The organism is Enterobacter cloacae complex sp. P40C2 (assembly GCF_014930695.1).
In the GTDB taxonomy this organism is placed as follows: domain Bacteria; phylum Pseudomonadota; class Gammaproteobacteria; order Enterobacterales; family Enterobacteriaceae; genus Enterobacter; species Enterobacter pasteurii.
On sequence record NZ_JADBRP010000018.1, the window covers coordinates 15,407 to 28,280 of the forward strand.

Annotated in this window: 10 protein-coding genes; 7 read left to right on the top strand and 3 right to left on the bottom strand. The window is 55.7% G+C overall.

Annotated features, from left to right (window positions below):
* The first annotated feature begins 239 nt into the window (after nt 1-239).
* From xylF to xylR, 4 genes are all read left to right on the top strand, one after another.
* Nucleotides 240-1,232, top strand: a complete 993-nt coding sequence (xylF, locus tag IM304_RS21285; RefSeq protein ID WP_176609227.1) for a D-xylose ABC transporter substrate-binding protein — start codon at nt 240-242, stop codon at nt 1,230-1,232.
* 72 nt (nt 1,233-1,304) lie between these two features.
* Nucleotides 1,305-2,846: a xylose ABC transporter ATP-binding protein gene (locus tag IM304_RS21290; protein ID WP_193355521.1), complete on the top strand. Its 1,542-nt coding sequence runs from the start codon at nt 1,305-1,307 to the stop codon at nt 2,844-2,846.
* Nucleotides 2,824-4,005: a xylose ABC transporter permease XylH gene (gene xylH / locus IM304_RS21295; protein ID WP_193355522.1), complete on the top strand. Its 1,182-nt coding sequence runs from the start codon at nt 2,824-2,826 to the stop codon at nt 4,003-4,005. Before IM304_RS21290 ends, xylH begins: the two co-directional genes overlap by 23 nt.
* 34 nt (nt 4,006-4,039) lie before the next feature.
* The gene (gene xylR / locus IM304_RS21300) at nt 4,040-5,218 is read left to right on the top strand and encodes a D-xylose utilization transcriptional activator XylR (protein ID WP_148422490.1); all 1,179 of its coding nucleotides are present in this window, start codon (nt 4,040-4,042) and stop codon (nt 5,216-5,218) included.
* Nucleotides 5,219-5,253: 35 nt separating this feature from the next.
* Here the strand turns inward: xylR and IM304_RS21305 are convergent, their stop codons facing one another.
* Complete coding sequence (locus IM304_RS21305; protein ID WP_148422489.1) at nt 5,254-6,078, bottom strand: protein bax; 825 nt, start codon at nt 6,076-6,078, stop codon at nt 5,254-5,256.
* Between the two features lie 314 nt (nt 6,079-6,392).
* Here IM304_RS21305 and IM304_RS21310 point away from each other — a divergent pair, with 314 nt between their 5' ends.
* Together IM304_RS21310 and avtA are read left to right on the top strand one after the other, a co-directional pair.
* Nucleotides 6,393-8,423: an alpha-amylase gene (locus tag IM304_RS21310; protein WP_193355523.1), complete on the top strand. Its 2,031-nt coding sequence runs from the start codon at nt 6,393-6,395 to the stop codon at nt 8,421-8,423.
* A gap of 198 nt (nt 8,424-8,621) precedes the next feature.
* A complete protein-coding gene (avtA, locus tag IM304_RS21315) occupies nt 8,622-9,875 on the top strand; it encodes a valine--pyruvate transaminase (protein WP_148422487.1) in 1,254 nt (417 codons plus the stop codon).
* A gap of 7 nt (nt 9,876-9,882) precedes the next feature.
* Here the strand turns inward: avtA and IM304_RS21320 are convergent, their stop codons facing one another.
* Together IM304_RS21320 and IM304_RS21325 are read right to left on the bottom strand one after the other, a co-directional pair.
* Nucleotides 9,883-10,338: a 4Fe-4S dicluster domain-containing protein gene (locus IM304_RS21320; RefSeq protein WP_193355524.1), complete on the bottom strand. Its 456-nt coding sequence runs from the start codon at nt 10,336-10,338 to the stop codon at nt 9,883-9,885.
* 93 nt (nt 10,339-10,431) lie between these two features.
* Entirely contained in the window at nt 10,432-11,250 is an 819-nt protein-coding gene (locus IM304_RS21325; protein ID WP_193355525.1) for an AraC family transcriptional regulator, read from the bottom strand.
* A gap of 220 nt (nt 11,251-11,470) precedes the next feature.
* Between IM304_RS21325 and IM304_RS21330 the strand changes: the two genes are divergently transcribed.
* Nucleotides 11,471-12,871, top strand: a complete 1,401-nt coding sequence (locus tag IM304_RS21330; protein ID WP_193355526.1) for an MFS transporter — start codon at nt 11,471-11,473, stop codon at nt 12,869-12,871.
* Nucleotides 12,872-12,874 lie beyond the last annotated feature (3 nt).

The following is a 12,874-nucleotide window of genomic DNA, read 5'->3' on the forward strand; positions in this document are numbered from 1 at the left end:
AAATAATGTGCAGACAAACTATTTTTCGGCGCATATTCCAGAATCAAATGTAATTAATAGGTTACGCTTTTTAAAATCCGATCGCGGTCATAAATTCAGAAATAAACCAAATATCGTAATGAGAAGATAAAAATCTGTAATTGCCAGCAGGCCTTTCCACGTTAAAAATTTGCTGCGTCTCAGCAGTGAACGTTTCTTTTATCTCAGCTACACATACCCTACAAAAAGGCCTAATAATTATGAAGATAAAGAACCTGACCCTAACGCTCTGCACTACTCTCCTGCTTGCAAGCTTTGCCGGGCACGCCAAAGAGGTCAAAATCGGCATGGCGATTGACGACTTACGCCTGGAGCGCTGGCAAAAAGATCGCGATATCTTTGTTAAAAAAGCGGAATCTCTCGGTGCGGAGGTGTTCGTTCAGTCCGCTAACGGCAACGAAGAGACGCAAATGTCGCAAATCGAGAATATGATCAACCGGGGCGTCGATGTGCTGGTCATTATCCCGTATAACGGCCAGGTATTAAGCAACGTGGTGAAAGAAGCTAAACAGGAAGGCATAAAAGTTCTGGCCTATGACCGCATGATTAATAATGCGGATATTGATTATTATATTTCGTTCGACAATGAGAAAGTCGGTGAATTACAGGCTAAAAGCCTGGTGGCTAAAGTGCCGCAGGGAAATTATTTCCTGATGGGCGGCTCGCCGGTGGATAACAACGCCAAGCTGTTCCGCCAGGGGCAAATGAAAGTGCTTAAGCCATATATCGACGAGGGCAAAATTAAGGTCGTCGGCGACCAGTGGGTTGACGGCTGGTTACCGGAAAACGCGCTGAAAATCATGGAAAACGCGCTAACCGCGAATAATAACAAAATCGACGCGGTGGTAGCCTCTAACGATGCCACGGCGGGGGGCGCCATTCAGGCGCTGAGCGCTCAGGGGCTTGCCGGAAAAGTCGCTATCTCCGGCCAGGATGCAGACCTTGCGGGTGTGAAACGCATTATCGCGGGCACCCAGACCATGACGGTTTATAAACCCATCACCGAGCTTGCCAATACGGCCGCTGAAATTGCCGTTGAGCTGGGCAATGGCCAACAGCCTAAAGCAGATGCAACGCTAAATAACGGCCTGAAAGACGTGCCTGCTCGCCTGTTAACCCCTATTGAAGTCAACAAAGAGAATATTGACGCCACGGTGGTAAAAGACGGTTTCCATAAGAAGAGTGAACTGTAATCCAGCGCAGCCCCTGCCCGGCAGGGGCGCATCGTTCTGCCCTGTTCATCTGTCGGGCTATGTGGAGCAGTTATGTCTTATTTACTTGAAATGAAAAGCATCACTAAAGCCTTCGGGGCGGTGAAAGCCGTCGACAATGTAAGCCTGCACCTGAACGCTGGCGAGGTACTCTCCCTGTGCGGCGAAAATGGCTCGGGGAAATCCACCCTGATGAAAGTGTTGTGTGGGATCTACCCGCACGGCAGCTACGAGGGCGAAATCGTTTTTGCCGGTGAGGTGCTCCAGGCCACGCACATTCGCGATACCGAGCGTAAGGGCATCGCCATCATTCACCAGGAGCTGGCGCTGGTGAAGCACCTTACCGTGCTGGAAAATATCTTCCTCGGGGCCGAACTCTCGCGCCACGGCGTGCTGGATTACGACACCATGACGCTGCGCTGCGAAAAGCTGCTGGCGCAGGTGAGCCTTACCATTTCACCGGATACCCGCGTAGGCGACCTGGGTCTGGGCCAGCAGCAGCTGGTGGAGATTGCCAAGGCGCTCAATAAACAGGTACGCCTGCTGATCCTCGATGAGCCGACCGCCTCGCTCACCGAACAGGAAACTGCCGTACTGCTCAACATCATCCGCGACCTGCAACATCACGGCATCGCCTGCATCTATATTTCGCACAAGCTCAACGAGGTCAAGGCCATTTCAGACACCATCTGCGTGATCCGCGACGGGCAGCACATCGGCACCCGTGAAGCGGAAGGCATGAGTGAGGATGACATCATCACCATGATGGTAGGCCGCGAACTGACCGCGCTATACCCCAACGAACCGCACGCCATCGGCGAAGAGATCCTGCGCGTGGAAAACCTGACGGCGTGGCACCCCGTCAACCGCCACATCAGACGCGTAAACAATATCTCCTTCTCGCTGCACCGCGGTGAAATTCTCGGCATTGCGGGTTTAGTGGGTGCCGGACGGACCGAGGCCGTGCAGTGTCTGTTTGGCGTCTGGCCCGGACGCTGGGAAGGCACAATCTATATCGACGGCCAGCCGGTGAAAATCGACAGCTGCCAGCAGGCCATTGCCAAAGGCATTGCCATGGTGCCTGAAGACCGCAAAAAAGACGGCATCGTGCCGGTGATGGCGGTGGGAAAAAATATCACGCTGGCGGCGCTCGGACAGTTTACCGGCGCGCTGAGCAGCCTGGATGATGCCGCAGAACAGCAGTGTATTCTCCAGTCGCTCGCCAGGCTTAAGGTGAAAACGTCCTCGCCGGAGCTGGCGATAGGGCGCCTGAGCGGCGGCAACCAGCAGAAGGCCATTCTGGCGCGCTGCCTGCTGCTTAATCCGCGCATTTTAATCCTGGATGAACCCACCCGCGGGATCGATATCGGCGCGAAGTATGAAATCTACAAGCTGATCAACCAGCTCGTGCAGCAAGGGATTGCCGTTATTGTCATCTCGTCGGAATTGCCGGAAGTGCTGGGGCTGAGCGACCGCGTGCTGGTCATGCACGAAGGGAAACTCAAAGCCAACCTGAACAACCAGAACCTGACGCAGGAGCAGGTGATGGAAGCTGCCTTAAGGAGCGAACGCCATGTCGAAAAGCAATCCGTCTGATATCAAAGTCGCTGTTCCGACGCCCGGTGCGTTCGCAGGACTTAAATCGCTGAACCTGCAAGTTTTTGTGATGATTGCAGCCATTATCGTCATCATGTTGTTCTTTACCTGGATGACCGATGGCTCCTATTTGAGCGCGCGTAACATCTCAAACCTGCTGCGTCAGACCGCCATCACCGGCATCCTGGCGGTGGGGATGGTATTCGTCATTATCTCCGCGGAAATTGACCTGTCGGTAGGGTCGATGATGGGCTTGCTCGGTGGCGTGGCGGCCATCTTTGACGTCTGGCTCGGCTGGCCGCTGCCGCTGACGATTGCGGTGACGCTGGTGCTGGGCCTGCTGCTTGGGGCATGGAATGGCTGGTGGGTAGCCTACCGTAAAGTCCCGTCGTTTATCGTCACCTTAGCGGGGATGCTGGCCTTCCGCGGCATATTGATTGGTATTACCAACGGCACCACCGTCTCCCCCACCAGCGCCTCCATGTCCCAGATCGGCCAAAGCTACCTCTCAGACGGGGTCGGCTTTACGATCGGCGTGGTTGGGATGATGGCGTTTATCGCGTGGCAATGGCGTGGACGCATGCGTCGTCAGGCGCTGGGACTGGTCTCCCCTGCTTCAACCTCGGTTGTTGGCCGTCAGGCGCTTACCGCCGTAATTGTGCTGGGGGCCATCTGGCTGCTGAACGATTATCGCGGTGTCCCGACGCCCGTTCTGCTGCTGGCGCTGTTGCTGTTAGGTGGGATGTTTATGGCCACACGTACCGCCTTCGGTCGCCGTATTTATGCCATCGGCGGCAATCTTGAAGCCGCGCGTCTGTCGGGCATCAACGTGGAGCGCACCAAACTCGCCGTCTTTGCCATTAACGGGCTGATGGTGGCCATCGCCGGGCTAATCCTTAGCTCGCGTCTGGGCGCGGGTTCCCCCTCCGCCGGTAATATTGCCGAGCTGGATGCCATCGCCGCCTGCGTGATTGGCGGAACCAGCCTTGCCGGGGGCATTGGCAGCGTGGCGGGTGCGGTAATGGGCGCATTTATTATGGCTTCGCTGGATAACGGGATGAGTATGATGGACGTGCCGACGTTTTGGCAGTATATCGTCAAGGGTGCCATTCTTTTGCTGGCAGTCTGGATGGACTCGGCCACCAAGCGGCGCGCCTGATAACAGTATCGTGACTAATTTGGGAAAGTGAACCATGTTTGAAAAGCGTCACCGCATTACGTTGTTATTCAATGCCAATAAAGCCTATGACCGCCAGGTGGTTGAAGGGGTTGGTGAATATTTGCAGGCGTCGCAATCTGAATGGGATATTTTCATCGAAGAAGATTTCCGCACCCGTCTGGAGAACATTAAAGACTGGCTGGGAGATGGGGTCATCGCTGACTTTGACGATCCCGTGATTGAGCAGCTGCTCAACGGCGTCGACGTCCCTATCGTGGGCGTTGGCGGCTCCTACCATTCGCCGGAACATTATCCCCCCGTCCATTACATCGCCACGGATAACCACGCCCTGGTCGAGGCCGCCTTTCTCCATCTAAAAGAGAAAGGCGTACATCGTTTTGCGTTTTACGGGCTGCCCGCCACCAGCGGAAAGCGCTGGGCGATGGAGCGTGAATATGCCTTCTGCCAGCTGGTGGCTCAGGAAAAGTACCGCGGCGTGGTGTATCAGGGGCTGGAAACCGCACCAGAAAACTGGCAGCACGCGCAAAACCGGCTGGCTGACTGGCTGCAAACGCTGCCGCCGCAGACCGGAATTATCGCCGTGACGGACGCCCGCGCCCGCCACGTACTGCAGGTATGCGAACATTTGCACATTCCGGTGCCTGAAAAGCTGTGCGTGATTGGTATCGATAACGAGGAGCTTACGCGCTATCTGTCTCGCGTGGCGCTCTCATCGGTGGCGCAGGGTACCCGTCAGATGGGCTATCAGGCCGCGAAGCTGCTGCACAGGCTGTTAGACAACGAGTCCCTGCCGCTTCAGCGGCAGCTGGTTCCGCCCGTTCGGGTGGTGGAGCGTCGTTCAACCGACTACCGTTCGTTAAACGATCCGGCCGTGATCCAGGCGATGCACTACATTCGTAACCACGCCTGCAAAGGGATTAAGGTCGATCAGGTGCTGGATTCGGTCGGCATTTCACGTTCGAATCTCGAAAAGCGGTTCAAGGAGGAAGTGGGCGAGACGATCCACGCCGTTATTCACGCGGAAAAGCTGGAGAAAGCTCGCAGTCTGCTGATCTCCACCTCACTGTCGATTAACGAGATTTCACAGATGTGCGGCTACCCGTCGTTACAGTATTTCTATTCGGTGTTCAGGAAAGAGTACGACACCACGCCGAAAGAGTACCGTGAACGGTACAGCGAAGTCCTGCTTTAGAAATAAAAACGCCTTCCGATGGAAGGCGTTTTTCATTACATATGCGCGGCAATCAGACGCTGGTTATCCTGGTACATTGAGAACAGGTAGTTGTTGTAGCGCTGTCCCTGGGTGGAATAACCTTTCAGCTTGTGGATCATCGCCGTAGCCGTCACTTCCTGATCCGCCTTACGCAGCTGCGCGCGCGACTTACGGAACGAAGAGTAGGCCGGGTGGGTGTTCAGATTCACCACATAGGCATGTACGGAATCTTTCACCGATTCAAACTGTGAATAGCCCTTCACCTTGCCTGGCGCATTGGTGCAACGACCTTTTGCGCATTTCATACCAAACAGGTTGTTGTTGCTGCGGGCCAGCTTCGAGGTGCCCCAGCCGCTTTCAGCGGCGGCCATCGTCGCGACCATACTGCCCGGAATGATGTCCACGCGCTCTAACAGCGAGTTCCACGGCACGCGACGCGTGTTCCCGTTCCACTTCACCTTATAGCGTTTGGCAATGTCTTTCAGGCGCGTACGCTCGGACGGCGACCAGCGGCTATCGTACTGTTTGGAGATCAGCCAGTTACGATCCGCCGTAATCGCGGCATTTTGACTTTTAATGTAAGGCATTACCGTCCGGAGAAACGCTTTTTTTCGTGGTGTCCCGGAAGGGTATTTTCGCAAATCAGGAAGTGAACTACTCTTTGCACTATTGCGAGAATACTCTTGTTTACTGCTAACCTTACTGCTTGTCGTCTTTATTACGTGGGCTTTCTTACTCGTTGTATCCGTGTGCGTCTTTGCAAGCACCTCACCTGAAAACGCCATGGTGAGTAACATGAGTATCGCGGCCCCATATCGTCGAATGGGAGTCGATATCATTAGGTCTCCTGGTCGGATATAAACATTCCAACACCTTATTTTGTTTAAAAATTTGAGAGCGGAATCTCAAATCATACCAAAAATAGTCCTCAAGAGCACGTATACAAATAGTCCAATTCCGAAACTATGTCATCCCGGACGTGCTCAATTAACCATCAATACTGAAAAAATGTGTGCGATATCGCAGATAACTGCCTAAATTTGCGCGGGATCACTCATCCCTTCGCGTCCTCCCGGCAGAAAGCGCCGCAGGAGGAGTTTTTCCCCTGAGCCGAATGGCACACTGGTTAAAAATGCCGCGACAGGAAAATGGAATGAAACGCACTGCATTAGCTTTTCTGATGTTACCCGCACTCGCCCATGCCGGCTGGTCATCGCCGGGGTTTGACGCGTTTAGCGCTGAAGGTACCGGCGTCTTTACCGGTCAGGCAACGCTTGCGAAGGGTACCCGTCCGCTGACGCTGAGTCTTGACAACGCGTGCTGGCAGCCGACGGGCGCCATTAAGCTCAATGAAATGCTGTCGCTCAAACCGTGCGAAGGCACGCCTCCTCAGTGGCGGGTATTCCGTGACGGTGATTACCAGATGCGTATCGATACGCGTTCGGGAACGCCAACCCTGATGCTGACGGTGCAAAGTGCGGCCCGGCAGCTCGTCGCAAACGTCATTCGCCAGTGTCCGAAGTGGGACGGGAAACCGCTCACCCTCGACGTGGCTGACACCTTCCCGGAAGGAACGGTGGTGCGTGATTTCTACAGCAAACAGACCGCAACCGTCCTGAATGGCAAAGTTACCCTCCAGCCAGCCGCAAACAGCAACGGCCTGCTGCTGCTTGAGCGCGCCGAAACCGACAAACCCGCGCCGTTCAGCTGGCAAAACGCCACCGTCTATTTCGTGCTGACCGATCGCTTTGTGAATGGCGATCCCGCCAACGACAACAGCTACGGCCGCCATAAGGACGGAATGCAGGAGATTGGCACCTTCCACGGCGGCGATCTGAAGGGGCTGACCAGCAAGCTGGATTACCTCCAGCAGCTGGGCGTGAACGCGCTCTGGATAAGTTCTCCGCTGGAGCAGATCCACGGCTGGGTTGGCGGCGGAACCAAAGGAGATTTCCCCCACTACGCTTACCACGGCTATTACACCCAGGACTGGACGAAACTCGATGCCAACATGGGCAGCGAAGATGATTTACGCCAGCTTGTTGATGAAGCGCACAGGCGCGGTATCCGCATCCTGTTTGACATCGTCATGAACCACGCGGGCTATGCGACGCTTGCGGATATGCAGGAGTATCAGTTTGGCGCGCTGTATGTGCAGGGCGATGAGCTGAAAAAAACGCTCGGCGAGCGCTGGACCGACTGGAAGCCAGGCGCGGGACAAAGCTGGCACAGCTTCAACGACTATATCAACTTCAGTGATAAGGCCGCGTGGGAAAAATGGTGGGGTAAAAAATGGATCCGCACCGATATCGGCGATTACGACAACCCCGGCTTTGACGATTTGACCATGTCCCTGGCATTTCTGCCGGACCTGAAAACGGAATCGACCACGCCATCCGGCTTGCCCAACTTTTATCAACACAAGCCCGATACCCGCGCGAAAGCGGTAGCCGGGTTTACGCCGCGCGATTACCTGACCCACTGGCTCAGCCAGTGGGTGCGTGATTACGGCATCGACGGTTTTCGGGTCGACACGGCAAAACACGTTGAGCATGGAGCCTGGCAGCAGCTGAAAGATCAGGCAAGCCAGGCGCTGGCCGCGTGGAAAGCCGCCAACCCCGACAAAAAACTCGATAATGCGCCGTTCTGGATGACCGGTGAATCCTGGGGCCACGGCGTAATGCAGAGCGATTATTATCGCCACGGCTTCGATGCGATGATCAACTTTGACTATCAGGAGCAGGCCGCGAAGGCGGTGGAGTGCCTGGCGGATATGGATTTAACCTGGCAGCAGATGGCCGAAAAGCTGCAAAGCTTTAACGTGCTGAGCTATCTCTCCTCGCACGATACGCGCCTGTTCCGGGAAGGCGGCCAGCGCGCCGCTGAGCTGCTGCTGCTGGCTCCGGGAAGCGTGCAGATCTTTTACGGCGATGAATCAGAGCGCCCCTTTGGCCCGACGGGCTCCGACCCGCTACAGGGCACCCGCTCGGATATGAACTGGCAGGACGTAACGGGTAAACAGGCTCTGACCGTCGCCCACTGGCAGCTTCTGGGGCAGTTCCGCGCCCGCCATCCGGCGATGGGTGAAGGCAAGCAAACCACGCTTTCGCTGAAAGACGGGTATGGCTTTGTGCGCGAACATAAGGGCGATAAGGTGATGGTGGTGTGGGCGGGGAATCAGTAGGTCGCCCCACTCACCCTAACCCTCTCCCCAAAGGGAGAGGGGGCTGCACGGCTCGTGCCTTTCACCAGAATGATTCACTACACAAATCCAAACCCACAAGATAAAACAACAAATCCGACCACACCTCCCGATTTGCACCAGGACGGTGCTGGCGTTATGGTGACTGCCTTTCATCATAAGCCCGACAGATCACCTGCTATGACGTTTTCACTTTTCGGCGACAAATTTACCCGCCATTCAGGCATTACCCGCCTGATGGAGGACCTCAACGACGGGCTGCGCACGCCAGGCGCCATCATGCTCGGCGGCGGAAACCCGGCTCAGATTCCTGAGATGAATACTTACTTCCAGACGCTGCTGGCAGACATGCTGGAAAACGGTAAAGCGACCGATGCGCTGTGCAACTACGACGGCCCGCAGGGCAAAACAGAACTGCTGACGGTGCTGGCGGCGATGCTGCGGGAAGAGCTGGGTTGGGATATCGAACCACAGAATATTGCGCTAACAAACGGCAGCCAGAGCGCGTTTTTCTACTTGTTTAATCTGTTCGCCGGACGCCGCGCCGACGGCACCACGAAAAAAGTGCTGTTCCCGCTGGCGCCGGAGTATATCGGCTACGCCGATTCCGGCCTCGAAGAAGACCTGTTTGTCTCCGCGCGCCCGAACATTGAGCTGTTACCGGAAGGCCAGTTCAAATACCACGTCGATTTTGAACATCTGCATATCGGCGAAGAGACGGGCATGATCTGCGTGTCGCGTCCTACCAACCCGACGGGCAACGTGATCACCGACGAGGAGCTGATGAAGCTGGATGCGCTGGCGAATCAGCACGGTATTCCGCTGGTCATCGACAACGCCTATGGCGTCCCGTTCCCGGGAATTATCTTCAGCGACGCGCGCCCGCTGTGGAACCCGAACATCATCCTCTGCATGAGCCTTTCCAAACTGGGCCTGCCGGGCAGCCGCTGCGGCATTATTATCGCGAACGAAAAGATCATCACCGCCATTACCAACATGAACGGCATTATCAGCCTGTCTCCTGGCGGGATCGGCCCGGCGATGATGTGCGAAATGATCAAGCGTAACGACCTGCTGCGCCTGTCGAATGAGGTGATTAAGCCGTTTTACTCTCAGCGCGTTCAGGAAACCATCGCTATTCTGCGCCGCTATTTACCGGAAGAGCGCTGCCTGATCCACAAACCGGAAGGGGCGATTTTCCTGTGGCTGTGGTTTAAAGATCTGCCGATTACGACGGAACTGCTCTATCAGCGCCTGAAAAAGCGTGGCGTGCTGATGGTGCCGGGGGATTACTTCTTCCCCGGGCTGGATAAGCCGTGGCCGCACACGCATCAGTGCATGCGCATGAACTACGTCCCGGACCCGGAAAAAATTGAAGCGGGCGTGAAAATTCTCGCCGAAGAGATTGAAAACGCCTGGCGCGAGGCCGGTTAATCAGACCTCAGGCCAGATTACGCAGCCGTTCAGCGCGTAATCTGGCAGGGTCGACGCAGCTCAACGCGCGGGTAGGACAGGCTTCAACGCAGGCGGGCCCGCCCTCGCGATGCGCGCATAAATCACATTTCAGCGCCCGAGCGCGTTCCGCCACGTACCGAACCTGCATCGCTCCGAACGGGCACGCCACCATACAGCTTTTACAGCCGATACAGCGCGCCTGATCCACCAGCCAGGCTTCGGCTGAGCGTCGGATTGCCCCCGTCGGGCAGACATTAGCGCAGGGCGCATCTTCACACTGATGGCAGCCCACGGCCGTAGTGAAGGTGCCACCCTTAACTACCCTGATGCGGGACGTCAGTGCATCTGGCGCAGCGGCATCCTGGTGCGACATCATGCAAGCCACTTCACAGGTGCGGCACCCGATGCATTTTTCAGGATCCGCCAGGATAAATCGGTTCATCAGTTACGCCTCGCGTGCAGTAAAACCCGGTTCTGCGCACATCATACAAAACGTCTGAGCCAGCGAAGGTGTTATGGGTCAAAGAGGAGGCGCTCAGCCGGAATTAATATGTTCCTTACAGTACCGTCGTTTCCAGACGGCGGGGGTTAAGCCGGTATGCTTCGAGAAGATTTGCCGAAAATAGCCCACGTCATTAAAGCCGCAGCGGGCTGCCACCTCGGTTAACGAGGCCGCATCGTTCAGCAACAGCTTTTCCGCCGCCCTGACGCGCTGGCGATGGATGGCCTCCGTCAGCGTTAAATGGAATGTCCGGCGAAATACGCGCCCCAGATAATCCGCATTGCAGTGCAGCGCTTTTGCCAGCTGCGAGGTAGACATAGGCAAATGAAATTGCGTGCGGATAAGCTGCCTGGCCTTCCACGCTATTGCCGCTCCCGCGTCATCCGCGTTGTCTTCATATCCCGGCGAGAGCGATATTTGCTGCAAAATTAACAGCAACATCATCTCCAGCGCCTGACTGCGATGTAATTTTTCCTGCTCGCTTAAAAACTGACGAAATAACGCTATGACATAATCGGGATCGCGCACGTGACAGTGTTGTTCTATCGCCAGCGGCGCCGCGTTCGGCAATGCGGGAAATCGTTCATCCAACTCAAAGTGCAGCCAGTAAAATTTCAGATCCTCGGGAAAATCCTCCACGCCCACGTGCCGTCGCTGCGGCCAGAGCAATAAACTCTCTCCGGCGTTAACCTGAAACTGCGTATTCTCCTCCTGGATCGTTAATGTCCCTTTTTCGACAAAAATAATCTCCCAGGAGGTTAATTTCCGGGCAGGATGACGCCCCACGCCCCGGGATATAAATAACCCGCCATTTTGTACCTTAATCGGAAGCGCTATGGATAAATTAAGCATGGATATTCATTTTTCCGCTTTTATGAGGGTGAATATTGCCTTTATTCCTTGATTATTAATAAATATCAGCTTAACGGCTCGATCAAACTCACACTTTTATCACAAGGTCGGAATCGTCACCTTTTTATACTTTTCCCTTCCCTTGTTGGTCTGCCCGTTGGATGCAGAATAAATGGGGTACCTACAAATACGATAAAAATCGTTAACGAGGAGTTACCCCATGACTTCCACACCGATTACAGAGGCAGAAGCTGCCAAACAGACGGTCGATGACCGGCTGTCAGTCCGCGAAAAAATTGGCTACGGCCTGGGCGACGCGGGCGGAACGGTAATTACCTGCCTGATCATGAATTTTCTGACCTTTTTCTATACCGATGTTTTCGGCCTGACTCCTGCGCTCGTCGGCACGCTGTTCATTGCCCTGCGGGTGTTCGACGCTATTTCCGATCCGGTGATGGGCGTGATTGCTGACCGCACCCAGAGCCGCTGGGGACGTTTTCGCCCCTGGCAACTGTGGGTTGCGTTGCCCATCGGGATCGTCGGCGTACTGACCTTCACCGTTCCGGAAGCCAGCATGGGGGTGAAAATCGCCTGGGCGTTCGGCACCTATTTACTGCTGTCTGTAGGCTATACCGCCATCAACGTGCCGTACTGTGCCCTGATCAACACCATGACCACTCGCCATAACGAGGTGATCTCCTGCCAGTCATGGCGTTTTGTACTGTGCGGCGTGGCGGGGTTTCTGGTCTCCGTTGGTCTGCCGTGGCTGGTCGCGGAGCTTGGTCAGGGCAATGCCGCCCGGGGCTATCAGCTGGGTGTTGGCGTGCTGTGCGCCATCGCCGTGGTGATGTTCCTGTGCTGCTTCTTCTGGGTGCGCGAGCGCGTCCCGCTGGCGCTGATGGGTAAATTCACGCTGCGCGAGCACCTGGCGGGCCTGCGTAAAAACGATCAGCTGCTGCTGATGCTGGTAATGTCGTTCCTGCTGATTAACGTCTTCAACATTCGAGGCGGCGGGTATATGTACTTCATTACCTACGTTCTCCAGGGCAGTACGGCGTATACCTCGCTGTTTTTCACCATGGTGACGTTTGCCGCCATTCTGGGCGCGGTGATCGTTAACCCGCTGTCGCGCCGTATTGATACCGTCAAGCTCTACTACCGCACCAACCTTGTGCTCGCCGCACTTGCGGCTGGTATGTGGTTCCTGCCGGGTGGTCCGGCGCACCAGACGCTCTGGCTGATCGTCATCTTAAGCAACGGCGTGATCCTGGGCTTCACCCTGCCGCTGCACTTCTCGCTAATGGCCTTTGCGGACGACTACGGCGAATGGAAAACCGGCGTGCGCTCATCGGGAATGAACTTCGCCTTCAACCTGTTTTTCATCAAGCTCGCGTGGGCGTCCAGCGCCGGGATCATCAGCCTGGTATTCATCGCCGTAGCCTATCAGCCCGGCTCCGGCAACCAGACGCCAGCCTCACTGCAGGGCATAACCGCCATGGAGACGCTGCTCCCTGCCCTTTTCCACCTGCTGCTGGCGTTCGCTATCCGTCGGTGCAGGCTTAACAATCCCACGATGTCGCGCATTGCTACCGACCTGCGCCAGCGTCATGTACCGTCCTGAGGA